Origin of the sequence: Microbacterium sp. 22296 (assembly GCF_052045385.1) — a bacterium.
Taxonomy (GTDB): Bacteria; Actinomycetota; Actinomycetes; order Actinomycetales; family Microbacteriaceae; genus Microbacterium.
The window spans coordinates 128,702-144,943 of sequence record NZ_JBQEOS010000003.1 but is presented as its reverse complement, the minus strand read 5'-3'; the positions used below and the strand labels follow the sequence as shown (position 1 = coordinate 144,943).

At 70.9% G+C, this 16,242-nt stretch carries 18 protein-coding genes; 12 read left to right on the top strand and 6 right to left on the bottom strand.

Features of this window, described 5'->3' with window-relative positions:
• Window positions 1–693: a response regulator transcription factor gene (locus ACTJJP_RS07065; protein ID WP_440774314.1), complete on the bottom strand. Its 693-nt coding sequence runs from the start codon at window positions 691–693 to the stop codon at window positions 1–3.
• A 114-nt stretch (window positions 694–807) separates the two neighbouring features.
• Here ACTJJP_RS07065 and ACTJJP_RS07060 point away from each other — a divergent pair, with 114 nt between their 5' ends.
• From ACTJJP_RS07060 to ACTJJP_RS07045, 4 genes are all read left to right on the top strand, one after another.
• The gene (locus ACTJJP_RS07060; protein WP_440774313.1) at window positions 808–1,098 is read left to right on the top strand and encodes a hypothetical protein; all 291 of its coding nucleotides are present in this window, start codon (window positions 808–810) and stop codon (window positions 1,096–1,098) included.
• A 130-nt stretch (window positions 1,099–1,228) separates the two neighbouring features.
• Entirely contained in the window at window positions 1,229–1,828 is a 600-nt protein-coding gene (locus ACTJJP_RS07055; protein ID WP_440774312.1) for an FABP family protein, read from the top strand.
• Window positions 1,829–1,830: 2 nt separating this feature from the next.
• Entirely contained in the window at window positions 1,831–2,919 is a 1,089-nt protein-coding gene (ygfZ, locus tag ACTJJP_RS07050) for a CAF17-like 4Fe-4S cluster assembly/insertion protein YgfZ (RefSeq protein WP_440774311.1), read from the top strand.
• Window positions 2,916–4,025 carry an FUSC family protein gene (locus ACTJJP_RS07045; protein ID WP_440774310.1) on the top strand — a complete coding sequence of 370 codons (1,110 nt, stop codon included), beginning with the start codon at window positions 2,916–2,918 and terminating at the stop codon, window positions 4,023–4,025. Before ygfZ ends, ACTJJP_RS07045 begins: the two co-directional genes overlap by 4 nt.
• 37 nt (window positions 4,026–4,062) lie before the next feature.
• On the opposite strand, the gene ACTJJP_RS07040 is transcribed toward ACTJJP_RS07045, so the two are convergent.
• The gene (locus ACTJJP_RS07040; RefSeq protein ID WP_440774309.1) at window positions 4,063–4,860 is read right to left on the bottom strand and encodes a class I SAM-dependent methyltransferase; all 798 of its coding nucleotides are present in this window, start codon (window positions 4,858–4,860) and stop codon (window positions 4,063–4,065) included.
• A gap of 51 nt (window positions 4,861–4,911) precedes the next feature.
• Between ACTJJP_RS07040 and ACTJJP_RS07035 the strand changes: the two genes are divergently transcribed.
• Window positions 4,912–5,658 carry a phosphoglyceromutase gene (locus tag ACTJJP_RS07035; protein WP_314452704.1) on the top strand — a complete coding sequence of 249 codons (747 nt, stop codon included), beginning with the start codon at window positions 4,912–4,914 and terminating at the stop codon, window positions 5,656–5,658.
• A 58-nt stretch (window positions 5,659–5,716) separates the two neighbouring features.
• Here the strand turns inward: ACTJJP_RS07035 and phoU are convergent, their stop codons facing one another.
• Window positions 5,717–6,400, bottom strand: coding sequence for a phosphate signaling complex protein PhoU (gene phoU / locus ACTJJP_RS07030; RefSeq protein ID WP_440774308.1), 684 nt, complete (start codon window positions 6,398–6,400; stop codon window positions 5,717–5,719).
• Window positions 6,401–6,572: 172 nt separating this feature from the next.
• Here phoU and ACTJJP_RS07025 point away from each other — a divergent pair, with 172 nt between their 5' ends.
• Window positions 6,573–7,787 (top strand): sensor histidine kinase, encoded by a 1,215-nt coding sequence (locus ACTJJP_RS07025; protein ID WP_440774307.1) that lies wholly within the window; start codon window positions 6,573–6,575, stop codon window positions 7,785–7,787.
• Window positions 7,784–8,467: a response regulator gene (locus ACTJJP_RS07020; protein ID WP_440774306.1), complete on the top strand. Its 684-nt coding sequence runs from the start codon at window positions 7,784–7,786 to the stop codon at window positions 8,465–8,467. Before ACTJJP_RS07025 ends, ACTJJP_RS07020 begins: the two co-directional genes overlap by 4 nt.
• 71 nt (window positions 8,468–8,538) lie before the next feature.
• On the opposite strand, the gene ACTJJP_RS07015 is transcribed toward ACTJJP_RS07020, so the two are convergent.
• The gene (locus ACTJJP_RS07015) at window positions 8,539–9,105 is read right to left on the bottom strand and encodes a DNA modification methylase (protein WP_440774305.1); all 567 of its coding nucleotides are present in this window, start codon (window positions 9,103–9,105) and stop codon (window positions 8,539–8,541) included.
• Between the two features lie 195 nt (window positions 9,106–9,300).
• Here ACTJJP_RS07015 and ACTJJP_RS07010 point away from each other — a divergent pair, with 195 nt between their 5' ends.
• Both ACTJJP_RS07010 and ispD read left to right on the top strand, forming a co-directional pair.
• Window positions 9,301–9,783, top strand: a complete 483-nt coding sequence (locus ACTJJP_RS07010) for a CarD family transcriptional regulator (RefSeq protein ID WP_058233016.1) — start codon at window positions 9,301–9,303, stop codon at window positions 9,781–9,783.
• Window positions 9,784–9,833: 50 nt separating this feature from the next.
• Window positions 9,834–11,033, top strand: coding sequence for a 2-C-methyl-D-erythritol 4-phosphate cytidylyltransferase (ispD, locus tag ACTJJP_RS07005; protein WP_440774304.1), 1,200 nt, complete (start codon window positions 9,834–9,836; stop codon window positions 11,031–11,033).
• Here ispD and ACTJJP_RS07000 read toward each other — a convergent pair.
• Window positions 11,030–11,491, bottom strand: coding sequence for a GNAT family N-acetyltransferase (locus ACTJJP_RS07000; RefSeq protein ID WP_440774303.1), 462 nt, complete (start codon window positions 11,489–11,491; stop codon window positions 11,030–11,032). The genes ispD and ACTJJP_RS07000 overlap by 4 nt on opposite strands.
• A 67-nt stretch (window positions 11,492–11,558) precedes the next feature.
• Between ACTJJP_RS07000 and cysS the strand changes: the two genes are divergently transcribed.
• The 3 genes from cysS (at window position 11,559) to ACTJJP_RS06985 (ending at window position 14,705) form a co-directional block, all read left to right on the top strand.
• On the top strand, window positions 11,559–12,953 hold the full coding sequence (cysS, locus tag ACTJJP_RS06995; protein WP_440774302.1) for a cysteine--tRNA ligase: 1,395 nt from the start codon (window positions 11,559–11,561) through the stop codon (window positions 12,951–12,953).
• Window positions 12,946–13,941, top strand: coding sequence for a 23S rRNA (guanosine(2251)-2'-O)-methyltransferase RlmB (rlmB, locus tag ACTJJP_RS06990; protein ID WP_440774301.1), 996 nt, complete (start codon window positions 12,946–12,948; stop codon window positions 13,939–13,941). Before cysS ends, rlmB begins: the two co-directional genes overlap by 8 nt.
• A 122-nt stretch (window positions 13,942–14,063) precedes the next feature.
• Entirely contained in the window at window positions 14,064–14,705 is a 642-nt protein-coding gene (locus tag ACTJJP_RS06985; RefSeq protein WP_440774300.1) for an NAD(P)-dependent oxidoreductase, read from the top strand.
• Between the two features lie 197 nt (window positions 14,706–14,902).
• On the opposite strand, the gene ACTJJP_RS06980 is transcribed toward ACTJJP_RS06985, so the two are convergent.
• Window positions 14,903–16,225, bottom strand: coding sequence for a DUF4032 domain-containing protein (locus ACTJJP_RS06980; RefSeq protein ID WP_440774299.1), 1,323 nt, complete (start codon window positions 16,223–16,225; stop codon window positions 14,903–14,905).
• Window positions 16,226–16,242 lie beyond the last annotated feature (17 nt).

Here is a 16,242-nt window from a genome sequence, read left to right as displayed (position 1 = left end):
TCAGACGGGGGCGGATGCCGCGACGGGCGCGTCGTCCTCGTACACGTTGAAGCGGTAGCCGACGTTGCGCACGGTGCCGATGAGCTGCTCGAGGTCGCCGAGCTTGGCGCGCAGGCGCCGCACGTGCACGTCGACCGTGCGGGTGCCACCGAAGTAGTCGTAGCCCCAGACCTCGCTGAGCAGCTGCTCGCGCGTGAAGACGCGAGAAGGGTGCGTGGCGAAGAAGTGCAGGAGCTGGAACTCCTTGTACGTGAGGTCGAGCGGCTTCCCGTGCACCTTCGCCGAGTACGACGACTCGTCGATCGTGATGCCCGAGGTCTGGATGCGCGTGGACACCTGATCGGCCGTCTGCCGGCCCATGGCCAGTCGGATGCGGGCGTCGATCTCGGCGGGACCCGCGCCGACGAGCACGACGTCGTCAATGCCCCAGTCGGTGGAGACCGCGGTGAGGCCGCCCTCGGTGATGATGAGCACCAGCGGGGCCTCGACGCCGGTGGTCGACATGATCTTGCACAGCGATTTGGCGCCGACGAGGTCGAAGCGCGCGTCGACGAAGATGACGTCGGCGCTGGGGGCGTTCACCAGCTGCGCTGCCTCGGCCGGGATCTGCCGCACGCGGTGGCTCAGCAGTTCGAGCGCGGGCAGGGCAGCGCCGCCGCCCGGGGCGGAGCTGAGTACCAGAAGCTGTGCCAAGAGGACCTCCCGTGCGGCGTGTCGCGCACCCGATCATCTTAGGGTGACGCGGCCACGGCCTCATCACCGGCGCTGCACGTGCGCGCGACGGGGGTCCTGAGTGATGATGGGGACATGTCCACTCCCGACCTCGCTCCGCGCCGCACTTACGCCGGTGTCGTCGCGGTATGGGCCCTCGCAGCCGTGGCGGGTGTCCTCATCGGGGTCTTCGCCCCCGAGGTGTGGCGTGCGCAATGGATCGCGGTGGCCCTCGGCGGCTGCGTGATCGTGTCGTTCGCCGTGCAGCTCTGGTACGGCCGGTCGCAGGCGTTCATCCAGCGGATGGCGCTGAGTTCATTGGGTGCGCTCGTCGTGCTCGGGGTGATCACGCTCGGTTTCGGTCTGGCATCCCTGGTCTCGGGCTAGAGTTGGGGCATGGACCTCCTCGCGCTCGAACTGTTCTTCGTGGGACTTCTCGGACTCGCCTCGCTGGCGATCGCCTTCGTGTCCGGAACGGTCATCTGGAACCTCTATCGCGGCCAGCGCTGAGCGCGTCGTGATCGAGATCCCGACCGACCTTCCGGCCGACCTCGTTCCCCTCTCGTGGCTCGTCGGCGTCTGGGAGGGCACCGGCGTCATCGACTATGAGGCGGAGGGTCGTGCGTTCTCGGGGGAGTTCGCGCACCGTGTGAGCTTCAGCCACGACGGCGGAGCCTTCCTCAACTACTCCGCCGACGCGTGGCTGCTCGACGGCGAAGAGCGACGCCCCCTCGTCTCCGAGATCGGCTATTGGCGCCTGGCGCGACCGGTCGGCGAGGCCGATGCCGGTCCCGGGCTCCTTCCGGCCACGCAGCCGCCCGTCGCCCGCACGGCCGACGACGTCGAGGCCCTGCGCAACGCCGACGGCGGCTTCGACATCGAGGTCAGCCTGGCGCACGCCGACGGCATCCTGGAGCTCTACGTCGGTCAGGTCAAGGGACCCCGGATCGATCTGGCGACGGATGCCGTCGTGCGCACCGCCGGAGCCAAGCACTACGCCGCCGCGACGCGGCTGTACGGCCTGGTCGACAACCACCTTCTGTGGGCGTGGGACATCGCCGCCCTGGGCCGCGAACTGGCGTCGCACGCCTCGGCGCGACTCGCGCGGGCGGAGTGATCATGGTCACCCTCGCCGACGTCCCCGGTGCCGTGCTGGACGACCGCGGGCTGCGCCACGTCGGATCACCCGTCGCCGAGCAGCGACGGTTGGCATCCGGCTCGGCGCTCGCGCCCCTGGGCGACCGGCGCGTCATCTCCGTCGGCGGCGAGGACCGCCGCAGCTGGCTCGACTCGCTGTCGTCGCAGGCGCTGACGCATCTGGAGCCCGGGGTGTCCACCGAGCTGCTGATCCTCGACCCGCAGGGGCGCGTGGAGCACGCGGCCGCGGTGGTCGACGACGGCGAGACGACGTGGCTGGTCGTCGACGCGTCCGACGCCGAAGCGCTGGCGACCTGGCTCACCCGCATGCGTTTCCGTCTGCGCGTCGACGTGCAGGACCGTTCCGCCGATCTCGTCGTCGTGGGCGGAACGCGCGCGGCCGTCTCGGCCCTGCGCACCGTCGCCCCCGTCTGGGTCGACCCCTGGCCCGCGGTCTCACCCGGCGGCTGGGCGTACGCCCGTGTCGAACCGCACCCCGGCGCCGAGCGCGACTGGGCCGAGGCGATCGTGGATGCCGAGGAGTTCGGCCGCGTGCTCGACGGCGCCGTCCGCGGCGAGATCGCCTTCGCGGGCCTGGATGCCGTCGAGGCGCTGCGTGTCGCCGCCTGGCGCCCGCGCGTCGGTGTCGACGCCGACGAACGCCTGCTGCCGCACGAGGTGGATTGGCTGCGCACGGCGGTGCACCTGTCGAAGGGCTGCTACCGCGGTCAGGAGACGGTGGCCAAGGTCCACAACCTCGGACACCCGCCCCGACGTGTGGTGGCCCTGCAGCTCGACGGAAGCGACAACGTCCTCCCCGTCCGCGGCGATGCCGTACGCGTCGGTGACGCCGTGGTCGGCGCCATCACCTCGGTCGCCGTGCACCACGAGGAGGGGCCGATCGCCCTGGCCCTCATCAAGCGCACCGCACCCGAGGGTGTGCCGCTCGTCGTCGACACCGCCGACGGCCCGCTCGCCGCCGCGGCCGAGACGGTCGTGCCCGCAGATGCGGGGGCCACCGCGTCCATTCCGCGGATGCCCCGCCTCGGACGCCGCCGCGCGGCGGAATGACCGCCGACGATCCCTCGACGACCGTCGGGGTCGTCGTTCCCCGTTCGCGCCTGCGCTCCACGCTGCGGCGACGCGTCGCGCGCGTGCGCGACTCGCTCCCGGCGGTCGCGCAGATCGTCGTCGCCGCGACCGCGGCATACGCGTTCGCCCACTTCGTGCTCGGGCATCCGGTGCCGCTGCTGGCGGCGACCGTGACGGTGTCGAGTCTCGGTCTCGTGCGCGACGCGCGTCCGTGGCGTGTGGCCGAGACCGTCATGGGCATGCTGGTGGGCATCCTCATCGCCGAGATCGTGCTGGTGACCGCGGGGAGCGGCTGGTGGCAGATCGCGGTGGCCATGACGACCACGCTGCTGGTCGCCCGCTTCCTCTCCCCGCAGCCGGGGTTCGCCCTGGCGGCGGTGGTGCAGTCGCTGATCGCCTTGGTCGTTGTCACGGGAGCGCCGTTCCTGCGTCTCGTCGACGGCGCGATCGGCGGGGCCGCGGCGCTCATCGTGACGGCGCTGATCCCGAGGACGCTGCGACGCACCGAACTGCGCGACGCCGACGAGCTGTTCGACGCGCTCGAGGTCGCGATGGCGACCATCGTGAGAGCGCTGCGCCGGGGCGACCGCGTCCGTGCCGAGCGGGGTCTCGAGCGTGCCCGGTCGCTGCAGACCTACGTCGATGCGTGGAGCGGTTCGCTGGAGTCGGGCCGCGAGGTCGCGCGCATCTCGCCGTTCCTCCGCCGCCAGCGTACGGAGCTGCAGCGCCATGAGCGGGTGAGGCAGTCGCTGGACCTGGCGACGCGCAATCTGCGGGTCGTGGCCCGCCGCGCGGCCTACCTCTGCGCGGACGGCGAGACGCGACCGATACCGGCCGACCTGCTGGCCGAGCTCGCCCGGGGCGCGTCGCTGGTGCGCGACAGCCTCGACGACATCTCGCTCGAGCCGGCGGCGCGCTCCGCGGTGGTCGGCGTCATCCGTCGCCTGGACCCGGCGGCGCTGCTACCGGACGGCGGGGTCGGCGAACTCAACCTCGTCGCCGCGATGCGCCCCTTGGCCGTCGATCTGCTGACCGCGGCCGGAATGCCCTCCGCCGAAGCGCGTGCTCTGCTCCCGCGCATCTGAGGCGGCGCCCGGGCGGCGGCGTCCCCGGTTCCCCGGCTCACCGCGGCGCGACGGCCGCCCACGCGACGCCGACCTCGCCCAGCCGCCAGCGCTCGCGACGCACGAGCGGCCAGCCGGCGTCCTGCAGCCCCGTCATCGCGGTGCGCCAGCGGTGTGCGGCACCGAAGGGTGCGAGCGCCGCCGCTCGCGTCCACTCCCGGTCGAGGGATGCCACGAATGCGTGCACCCGTTCGCCCTCGACGTTGCGGTGGATCAGGGATTTGGGCAGGCGCTCGGCCGCGATGGCGGGGGTGTCCAGCTCGGTGAGGCGGAGCGAGATCGTCAAGCTCCGGGGCACCGCGTCCGCCCCCACCTCCGCCCAGGTGACGACTCGGCCGATCTCGTCGCACGTGCCCTCGACGAGGATGCCGCCCGGTTGGAGGCGCGCGCACATGCGCGCCCACGCACCGGCGACGTCGGGCTCGTCGTACTGACGCAGGACGTTCATCGCACGGATGATCGCGGGGCGTCGTCCCTCGGCGGTGGGCACCTCGAATCCGCCGCGGGCGAAGGACACCCCGGAGACGCCCGCGGCCTGCTCGCGCGCACGGGCCACGCGGTCGGCATCGATTTCGAGGCCGAGCACCGTGGCATCCGGTCGCTCGCGGACGAGGCGGGCGTGCAGCTCGAGGGGTGTGACCGCGCTCGCGCCGAAACCGAGATCGACCACGAGGGGGTCGTCGGTGCGGCGCAGGGCCGGATGACGGGCGATCCACCGGTCGACCCGGCGCAGGCGGTTGACCCCGGTCGTGCCGCGGGTGGGACGGCCGACGGGGGAGGAGGTCACGTCCGACATGATGCCAGCCGCGGCTCCTGATCGGCGCCCGCGCGTCGATAGCATGGAGTCATGCCTCACACGCTGATCCTCCTCCGCCATGGGCAGAGCGAGTGGAACAAGACCAACCAGTTCACCGGCTGGGTCGACGTGCGACTCACCGACCAGGGCAAGGCCGAGGCGAAGCGCGGCGGCGAGCTGCTCGCCGAGTCCGGCGTGCTGCCCGACGTTCTGCACACCTCCGTCCTCAGCCGCGCCATCCAGACGGCGAACATCGCCCTCGACGCGGCCGACCGTCTCTGGATCCCCGTGAAGCGCTCCTGGCGCCTCAACGAGCGTCACTACGGTGCTCTGCAGGGCAAGGACAAGGCGCAGACGCTCGAGGAGTTCGGCAACGATCAGTTCATGCTGTGGCGCCGTTCGTTCGACGTGCCGCCGCCGGCCCTGCCCGCCGACGACCAGTACAGCCAGGTCGGCGACCCCCGCTACGACGGCATCGACGGCGAGGTGCCCGACACCGAGTCGCTGAAGATTGTCATCGACCGCATGCTGCCCTACTGGCACAGCGACATCGTCCCCGATCTTCAGGCGGGTAAGACGGTGCTCGTCACCGCGCACGGCAACTCGCTGCGCGGTCTCGTGAAGCACCTCGAGGGCATCAGCGACGCCGATATCGCCGAGCTGAACATCCCCACGGGTATCCCGCTCGTCTACCGTCTGAACGATGACCTCACCCCGGTCGGACCGGGCGAGTACCTCGACCCCGAGGCCGCCGCGGCCGGCGCTGCGGCCGTGGCCGCTCAGGGCAACAAGCACTGACAGCGAACGACGAAGGGGGTGGATGCCGATCGGCATCCACCCCCTTCGTCGTTCGTGCTCAGATGGCCGGGCTGGGTTCGTACGAGACGTCTTCGTCGGCACCGGCCCAGTCACCGGTCGCGAGATAGGTGACCTTCTTGGCGACCGACACCGCGTGGTCGGCGAAACGCTCGTGGTAGCGGCTCGCCAGCGTCGCGTCGACCGTGGCCGTCGCCTCGCCCTTCCACGAGTCGCCCAGAACCTTCTCGAAGACGCTCAGGTGCAGCTCGTCGATGTCGTCGTCGGCGTCGCGAATGGCCTCGGCGACCCGGAGGTCTTGCGTGCGCAGCAGCTCGGCGAGCTTGCGCGCGACCTCGACGTCGAGCTCGCCCATGCGGGTGAACGTCGACTTGAGGCCCTTGGGGATCGCGCGCTCCGGGAATCGCGAGCGGGCGAGCTGGGCGATGTGCTCGGCCATGTCGCCCATGCGCTCGAGCGACGCGCTCACGCGCAGCGCGGTGACGACGATGCGCAGGTCGCGGGCGACCGGCTGCTGGCGGGCGAGGATCTCGATGGCCAGCTCGTCGAGAGCGACGGCCTTCTCGTCGATGATCGCGTCGGCTTCGATGACTTCTTCGGCGAGCGCGACGTCACTCGTGCCGAACGCGCGCGTGGCACGGTCGATCGCGATGGTCACGAGGTCGGCGATCTCGACCAGGCGGTTCTGAACGTCCTCGAGGGACTGGTGGAATACTTCGCGCATGGCGGGTACCTTCCTCGTCGGCGGCACGGCACAGATATGTCCCGCAACCCTCCGGGATTCTGTCCAGCGAAGGTTAACGAGTGGTGCTGTGACAGTGAATAGTAGCGTTCGGCGGGCCGGGGGCGGGGGTGAACGGCGGGTGAAGCCGCATCCTCCCGTTTACGCTGGGGGCATGCAACAGCCGCAGCTCGCGCTGCTCTCGCTCTTCGCGGGTCTGCTGATCGGAGCCGCCCTGGTCGGCCTGGTCGTCGCAGCTCTGCGGGCCCGCGACCGTTCTCTCGCCGAGACGACCGTCGATGTGCCGGAGGGCGTGGACGCCATGCTCGAGGCGATGGACGACCCCGCCTTCGTGTGCGACACCTCCTCGACCGTCCTGGCGCTCTCTCCCGCCGCCGAGGTGTTCGGCGTGCACACGGGGGAGGTCGTCGCCAGCGACGAGCTGAAGCGGGTGGCACGCGTCGCCCGCGACACGGGTGCCGCCGTTGCCGAGAACCTCCGCCTGCGCCGGGGTGCCGCACCCGCGGAGGCCCGGCTCGTCGCCGTGCGCGCGACGCCGATCTCCAACCGGCTCACCCTCGTCGTGCTCCGCGACATCACCGAGCGCGAGCGGGTGGAAGAGATGCGGCGCGATTTCGTCGCCAACACCTCCCACGAGTTGAAGACGCCGGTCGGCGCCGTCAGCCTCCTCGCCGAGGCCATCGAGTCGGCCGCCGACGACCCCGACCAGGTGCGCCACTTCGCCGCGCGCATGCAGGCCGAGGTGGCGCGGTTGAGCGCGCTGGTCAATCGCATCCTGAGCCTGTCGCGCCTCCAGGCATCCGACGAGCTGCGCGACGTGCGCGATGTGTCGATCGACGAGGTCGTCACCGCCGCCGTCGAGTCGCACGCGGTGCAAGCGGACTCGGCGCAGGTGGTCGTCGTGCGCGGCGGCACGAAGGGCCTCTGGGTGCGCGGCGAGCCCCAGATCCTCACGGAGGCCGTGGGCAACCTCATCGCCAACGCGATCGCGTATTCGCCGCAGGGTTCGAAGGTCGGGGTCGGCGTCAAGCTCGACGTCGATGTCGTCGAGATCGCCGTCACCGACCGCGGCATCGGCATACCCGAGGGCGACCAGCACCGGGTGTTCGAACGGTTCTATCGCGCCGACCAGGCGCGTTCGCGCCGAACGGGCGGCACCGGACTCGGCCTCTCGATCGTCAAGCACGCCGTCCAGCGCCACGGTGGCGAGGTGCGGCTGTGGTCGCGGCCGGACCGCGGCTCGACCTTCACCATCCGCCTCCCGTTGTCCGAGACCCCCGATCTCGACATGGTCCGTCCGAAGCAGCGTCGCAAGGGCCGCAAGGCCTCCGCCGCGTCTTCCGCTCCCGTGAAAGAAGAAACCGCATGACTCGCGTTCTGATCGTCGAGGACGAGCCCGATCTGGCCGACCCGCTGGCCTACCTGCTGCGCCGCGAAGGATACGAGGTCGAGATCGCCGAGGACGGCGCACTCGCTCTCGCCGCTTTCCGCGAGCGCGGTGCCGACATCCTGCTGCTGGATCTCATGCTCCCCGGGATGCCGGGCACCGAGGTCTGCCGGCAGCTGCGGTTGACGTCTCAGGTGCCCATCATCATGCTGACGGCCAAGGACTCGGAGGTCGACATCGTCGTGGGGCTCGAGCTCGGCGCCGACGACTACGTCACGAAGCCGTACTCGACGCGGGAGCTGCTGGCGCGTATGCGCGCGGTACTGCGCCGCCGCACGCCCGACGACGCCGACCTCGACGATCGCGTGCTGGCGGGTGGCCGCGTGGTGCTCGACATCGACCGCCACACCGTCGCCGTCGACGGCGGCGAGATCAACATGCCGCTGAAGGAGTTCGAGCTGCTCGAGGTGCTGATGCGCAACGCGGGCCGCGTGCTGACGCGCGGACAGCTCATCGATCGCGTGTGGGGCACCGACTACTTCGGCGACACCAAGACGCTCGACGTGCACATCAAGCGGATCCGTTCGCGCATCGAGTCGAACCCGAGCGAGCCCAGCATGCTGGTCACCGTTCGCGGACTGGGGTATCGCTTCGAGGCATGACCGCGAAAACGACGAAGGCGCCGAAGCGATGCTCGGCGCCTTCGTCGTCTTGAAGGAGAGGGTCGTCGTCCTCAGGAGGAGGGCGTCGGTGTCGCGGTCGGCGTCGGCGTCGCCGTGTTCGTGGGGATCGGCGCGAGGCTCACGGTCACCTCGGGCGTCGGGGCGAGGGGCGCGAGGTATTCGAGGGCGCCGTCGAGGACGGGCACCTGCATGAGCGACCCCTGGCCGTCACCGGACTGGAAGTAGACCGGGACGGTGGAGCCGGGGACGGCGTCGATGTCGTCGAGGCGCAGCGGCTCGACGTCGTCCGTCGGGTCGCCGAGGCTGAGCGTGCGGTTGGCCGGCACGTTGACGGCGGCGCGGACGGCGGAGGAGCCCTCGCCGACCTCGATGCGCAGCACCAGTTGGTCGGCGGTGTCGTTGACGATCGCGGCCACGAGGTTTCCGGTCGTACCGTCGTCGTTGGCGACGATCAGGGCGTTGCGCACGGACAGGGGACCGGCGTCGGCGGGGACGTTCACGCCGTCCGACGCCGAGTAGTCGATGGTGGTCGCCTGCGGAGCGATGAGGTTGCACCCCGTCGTGCCCAGCAGAACAGCGGCACCCAGGGCGACGGACGCGATCAGGCGCGTTTTCACGGATCCTCCAAGATCGACAGACGGCATCCCTCTCATCCTACGGGGTCCCCGGCGCGCGTCCCGCTCGCGCGGCACGCGCCCGCGGACGCGAGGGCGTGCACCGCCCGCGCGCGAGGGGGAGGGGCGAAAGGTGGGCGGAACAATAGCGCATGCAGGCCTGTGGTATCCTGGATGTTGCCGAAAGGACATAACTCCATGCTTTTTGAGGTTGGCGAGACCGTCGTTTACCCGCACCATGGCGCGGCCACGATCATCGAGGTCAAAGAACGCGTCATCAAGGGCGAGACGAAGAAGTACTTGAAGCTCAACGTCACGCAGGGAGACCTCGTCATCGAGGTCCCGGCCGACAACGTCGACCTCGTCGGCGTTCGCGACGTGATCGGCAGAGAGGGTCTCGACCGCGTGTTCGAGGTGCTGCGCGCACCGTTCACCGAGGAGCCGACCAACTGGTCGCGCCGTTACAAGGCGAACCTCGAGAAGCTGGCGTCGGGTGATGTGATCAAGGTGAGCGAGGTCGTGCGCGATCTGTGGCGCCGCGATCAGGATCGCGGCCTGTCCGCGGGCGAGAAGCGCATGCTGGCGAAGGCTCGTCAGATCCTCGTGTCGGAGCTCGCTCTGGCCGAGAAGACCGACGAAGACCGCGCGAGCGTCGTGCTCGACGAGGTCCTCGCCTCCTGACGACGCTCGCCGTGCGACTCCTCCGGGTGTCGTCGCGCTAGCGTGAACGGGTGACTCACGCTCCGGATCCGCGTTTCGCGGTCATCGTCGTGGCCGCCGGCTCCGGTACCCGTCTTCGCGGCGGGGTGCCGAAGGCGTTCGTGGCCCTCGATGGTCGGTCGATCCTTCATCACGCCCTCCGCGGTGTCTTCCAGGCGCGGCCGGAGCAGGTGGTGATCGTCGTCCCCGCGGACCACGAGGCCCAGGCTTCCGACATCGCGCGCGACGCCGCAGACGGCGAGCCGCGCCCGGTGGAGGTCGTCGTGGGCGGGACCACCCGTCAGGAGTCGGTGGCTGCGGGGCTCGCGGTCCTTCGCGACGACATCGCCACGGTGCTCATCCACGACGCGGCCCGCGCCCTGACCCCGGCCGCGGTGTTCGAGCGCGTGGTCGCCCGCGTCGAGGCCGGCGCCGTCGCCGTCATCCCCGCCGTGCCGGTCGTCGACACGATCAAACGGGTGGACGCGAGCGGTCGCGTCGTCGCCGCCGTCGATCGCAGCGAATTGGCGGCCGCGCAGACCCCGCAGGCCTTCCGCGTACAGGTCCTGCGCGCGGCCCTGAGCGCGGTCGATGCCGACCACACCGACGATGCGGCGCTGGTGGCTGCGGCCGGACACGACGTCGCCGTCGTCGACGGCGACGCGGTGGCCTTCAAGATCACCACCACCCCGGATCTCGAACGCGCACGCGCCCTGCTCGCCCTCGCCCCGCCGGCATCCGTCCCCTCCCCGACGGCTCTCGCGCCTCGCGTGGGAATCGGCACCGACGTGCACGGGTTCGGCGGCGAGGGCACGCTGTGGCTCGCGGGCCTCGAATGGCCGGGGGAGCAGGCCCTGTCGGGACACTCCGACGGCGATGCGGTGGCGCACGCCATCGTCGACGCCCTGCTGGCGGCGGCCGGACTGGGCGACATCGGCACCCACTTCGGCACCGATCGCCCCGAGTTCGCCGGTGCCCACGCCGAGGCGTTCCTCGCCCACACCGCGGAACTGCTGCGCGCGGCGGGGTGGCGGGTCGGCAACGTCTCGGTGCAGGTGCAGGCCAACCGCCCCCGCTTCGCGGCACGCCGCGTCGAGGCCGAGCGGGCGCTGTCGGCGGCCCTGGGGGGAGCGGCGGTGTCCGTCAGCGCGACGACCACCGACGGACTCGGCTTCACGGGGCGCACCGAGGGGGTCGCGGCCTTCGCCACCGCCCTGGTGCTGCCGCTCTAGAGTTCGCGGGTCATGAAGGTCGACAGCGGATCCGGCGCGTAGGGAGCGAACGCCTCGCACTCGCGGAACCCCTCGCTCGCGTACAACCCGCGGGCGGCGGCGAAGTCGTCGGTGCTCCCGGTCTCGAGCCACAGGCTCCGGATGCCGCGCTCGGCGGCGTCCTCCATGATGTGACGCAGCATCGCCCGCCCGATCCCCTGCCCGAGGAAGCGCTCGACGACACGCATCGACTTCAGCTCGGCTCGGTCGCGCCCGAGGTCCTTGCACGCGCCGATGCCGGCGAGCTCGTCGTCGATCCATGCCGACCAGACCGTGACGCCGTCGGCGCTGAGACGGTCGACGTCGAGGGCGTGCATGCTCTCGGCCGGGGTGTTCTCGAGCATCCCCGCCAGGTGGGCGGCGACCAGGGCGCGGGACTCGGCGCCGGTGAGGTCGTCGGGGCGGATGAGCAGCGGCATACCCGCACCGTAGCCGCTGCGTGTTTCCCCCAGGTGTCGCGCACGGGGTGGCCGGTAGGGTTGAGCGGTGACTGTTCGGCTGTACGACTCGAGGGCGCAAGACCTGCGCGACTTCATCCCACTCGACCCCTCGAACATCACCGTCTACGTCTGCGGACCGACCGTTCAGTCCGGGCCCCACATCGGACACGTGCGCGCCGCTCTCGCCTTCGACCTGCTGCGCCGTTGGCTCACCCACCGCTTCGGGCGGGTGACGTTCGTGCGAAACGTCACCGACATCGACGACAAGGTGCTCGCCAACGCGACCGAGGGGGAACCGTGGTGGGCGCTCGCCTACCGCATGGAGCTCGAGTTCTCGCGGGCCTACGCCGCCATCGGCATCCTGCCCCCCACCTACGAACCGCGCGCCACCGCGTCGATCACCCAGATGCAGGAGCTCATCGCCGAGCTCATCGAGCGCGGCCACGCCTACGCGGCCGCCGGAGACGTCTACTTCGACGTGCGCTCGTGGCCCGCCTACGGGGAGCTCACCCGACAGAGCCTGGATGCCATGGAGCCCGCGGCCGACGCCGACCCGCGCGGCAAGCGCGACCCGCGCGACTTCGCCCTCTGGAAGGGCGCCAAGCCCGGGGAGCCCGGATCGGCCACCTGGGCTTCGCCCTGGGGAGACGGTCGGCCCGGCTGGCACATCGAGTGCTCGGCGATGTCGCGCCGCTATCTCGGAACGGAGTTCGACATCCACGGCGGTGGGCTCGATCTGCGCTTCCCCCACCACGAGAACGAGATCGCCCAGTCGACCGCCGCTGGCGACGCCTTCGCCCGCTACTGGGTGCACAACGGCCTCGTCACCGTCGACGGGCAGAAGATGTCGAAGTCGCTCGGCAATTTCGTCCTCGCCGCCGAGGTACTCGCCGAACACGACCCGATGGTCGTGCGGTACGCCCTCGCTGCCGCGCACTACCGGTCGAGCCTCGACGTGTCCGACCGCGCGTTCGCGGAGGCGGCCAGCGCACTCGAGCGCATCTCCACCTTCCGTCAGCGCGTGCTGCGGGCCGCGGGCGCCGATCCGCTGGTGATCGTCCCGGGCGAGATCCCCGCAGCCTTCGCCGCAGCGCTGGACGACGACCTCGGCGTGCCGCAGGCGATCGCCGTGCTCCACGAGGCCGTGCGAGCGGGCAACGCCGCGATCGACGGGGGAGACCTCGACGCCGCTATCGCGGCGCACCGTTCGGTCGCCGCCATGGTCGACATCCTGGGTCTGGATGCCACCGAGGCCGCCACGGCCACGGGGACCGCCGACTCGACCCTCGACGCCCTCCTGCGGGAGATGATCGCGCAGCGCGCCCGCGCTCGCGCCGACAAGGACTGGGCTGCCGCCGACCGCATCCGCGATGCCGTCGCCGCCGCCGGAATCACGCTGGAGGACACTCCGGCCGGAACACATTGGAGTATCGATGCCTAAGCCCGGACGCCCTGGAGCACGCAACCCCGGCAAGAAGAAGGGCCCCCTCAAGGGCACCGGCGGCCACGTCCGCAAGGCGCTCGAGGGGCGGGGCCCCACCCCCAAGGCGGAGGACCGCGCCTGGCACCCCGCCGGCAAGCGCAAGGCCGCTGAGGAGCGCTACGCCGCCGCCGGCGGCAAGGGCCGGCCCGGCGTCCGCGCCGTCGGCAACCCCAACCGCAAGAGCCCCAAGGCCGCCGACGACACCGAGACGGTCACCGGCCGCAACTCGGTGCTCGAGGCTCTTCGCGCGAAGATCCCCGCCACGGCGATGTACATCGCCCAGCGCGTCGAGATGGACGACCGCGTCAAAGAGATGCTGTCGATCGCGACGAACCGCGGCATCCCGGTGCTCGAGGTCACCCGCCCCGAGCTCGACCGCATGGCCGGTTTCGACGGAGTGCACCAGGGCGTCGCGCTCAAGGTGCCGCCGTACTCCTACGCCCACCCGCAGGATCTGCTCGAGCAGATCATCGACCGCGGCGAGGTGCCGCTGCTGGTGGCGCTCGACGGTGTGACCGACCCGCGCAACCTCGGCGCGATCATCCGCTCCACGGGCGCCTTCGGCGGTCAGGGGCTCATCATTCCTCAGCGCCGTTCGGCGAGCGTCAACTCCGCCGCGTGGAAGACCAGCGCGGGCGCTGCCGCCCGGATCCCCGTCGCTCTGGCGGCGAACCTCACGGCGACGCTGAAGGAGTTCAAGAAGCAGGGCGTGTTCGTCCTGGGGCTCGACGGCGACGGCGACGTGTCGCTGCCCTCCCTCGAGCTCGCGGACCGGCCGGTCCTCATCGTCGTGGGCTCCGAGGGCAAGGGCCTGTCGCGCCTCGTCACCGAGACGTGCGATCAGGTCGTGTCGATCCCGATCACGGCCGCCACCGAGTCGCTCAACGCCGGTATCGCGGCATCCGTCGCCCTGTACCAGGTGTCGACGCTGCGCGCCGCCGAGTGACGAACCTCACCCTGCTCTGAAAGAGGGGAGGACCTCCCCCGTCGCATTGCCGGGCCGTCGGGAACACGGCACGCTGGACGATGACGAGGTCTGCTCCGCGCACGACCGACGAAAGGAACACCATGCCCCGCATCGCCGTCATCGGAGGCACCGGCTACGCCGGTGGCCACATCGTGACCGAGGCTGTCCGTCGCGGCCACACGGTCGTATCGATCGCCCGTTCCGTCCCCGCCGAGCGCATCGAGGGGGCCACGTACATCGAGGGCACCGTTCTCGACGTGCCCGGTCTCGTCGCGCAGCTCGAGGGCGTCGACGTCGTGGTCTCGGCCGTCGCCCCGCGCGGCGACATGGAGGGCAAGCTGCGCCCCGCAGTCGCCGAGCTGATCACCGCGCTGCCCGAGAACGTGCGTCTGGGCGTCGTCGGCGGGGCGGGCGGTTCGCTCGCCGCCGAGGGCGGTCCGCGCCTGATCGACACCGACGGGTTCGCCGAGGAGTACAAGCCCGAGGCCCGCGAGGCCATCGGCATCCTCGAAGACCTCCAGGCCGACGACACCGGCCGGGACTGGTTCTACGTGCACCCGGCCGGCGGCTTCGGCTCCTGGGCGCCGGGGGAGCGCACCGGCACCTACCGCGACGGCGGCGACGTCCTCGTCGTCGACGACAACGGCGACTCCTTCATCGGCGGCGCCGACTTCGCCGTCGCCGTCCTCGACGAGATCGAACAGCCGAAGCACACGCGGGAGCGGTTCACCGTCGGATACTGAGCCCGCGCACGGCAGAGGCCGTGGCATCCCGGACCTGATCCCGGATGCCACGGCCTCTGTCGTCTCCGGTGCGACGTGCGCTCGCTCGGTGGGCGCCAGATCACACGATCGTGACGAGGTGACCCGCTCCTGCGCCGGAGGAGCGTGTGATGTCGTACTGATCGTCTGATCTCGCGAGGGGTTCGGGGCGCGGCGCGTCAGACCAGGTCGCGCCAGTCGACCAGGTCGGTGTCGGTCGTGGGGACCTCGCCGGTGGCGGGGGCGTCGGCATCAGAGACCGTCGGCACCGACATGGTGTCGGTCGGCGGACCCATCACGGTCGCCTCGTCGCGGCGGTGGCGCAGCACGTCGTCGATATACGAACTCACGACCTCGGCGAGGGGCACCGAGCGCCCCCGCGCCTGCGACATGTACCACCGGTGCTCGAGCACCTGGTGGAACACCTCCGCCGGCTCGAGCTTGGCCCGAAGGTCCCACGGGATGGCCATGACGATCGGCTCGAACACGCGCGTGAGCCATTCGTGCGCGACCATCTCCTCATCGGCGCCGAGCCGCGAGACACGCGCGCGGAACTCGTCGAGGTCGTTGAGCAGACGGCGGGCCTGATTCTCCTCGACGTCGAGCCCCGTGAGCCGGAGCAGTCGACGCTGGTGGTGTCCGGCATCCACGACCTTCGGCTGGATCGACACCTGCGTGCCGTCGACCGCCGTACGGATCGACATCTCGCCGATGTCGAAGCCGAGCGCATTGAGACGATGCACGCGCTCGGTGATGCGCCAGGACTCGTCGACCGCGAAGGACTCCTTGTCGGTGAGCGCGCCCCACAGCGAGTGATACGACGACACCAGGCCGTCGGCGATGGCGATGGCATCCACCCCGCCTTCGAGGCGGCCCCCGGCCTCGAGGTCCATGATCTCGCCCGCGATGTTCGTCCGCGCGATGTCGAGGTCGTGCGCACGCTGGCCAGGGCTCAGGCGGTTGCCGTGAAGCTCGCCCGTCTCGGCGTCGACGAGGTAGGCGGCGAACTCACCCGCGTCGCGGCGGAACAGGGTGTTCGACAGCGACACGTCACCCCAGTAGAACCCCACGTTGTGCAGACGCACGAGCAGCACGGCGAGGGCGTCGACGAGACGCGTGGCCGTGTGCGGTCGCAGCACCTGCGTGAAGAGTGCGCGATAGGGGAGTGAGAAGCGCAGATGCGCCGTGACGAGCGCGGCGGGCAACGGCCGGCCCGATGCATCGGTGCGCCCGGCGATCACCGCGATGCGGTCGACGCAGGGCGCGGCGAGGCGGTCGAGGTTGCCGAGCATGTCGTACTCGCGACGCGCCATCTCCTCGGTCGTCTCCTTGATGGCGACGACGCGACCGGAAAGGGTGGCGAAGCGCACGAGGTGACGCGAGATGCCCTTGGGAAGCGCCACGATGTGGCTGCTCGGCCACTCGCCGAGTCCCGTCGACCACGGCAGCTGCAGGAGCCCCGGATCGACGGCGCTGGCCGTGATGCTGAGGGATTCGGACACGGGAACCTCCGGGAAAC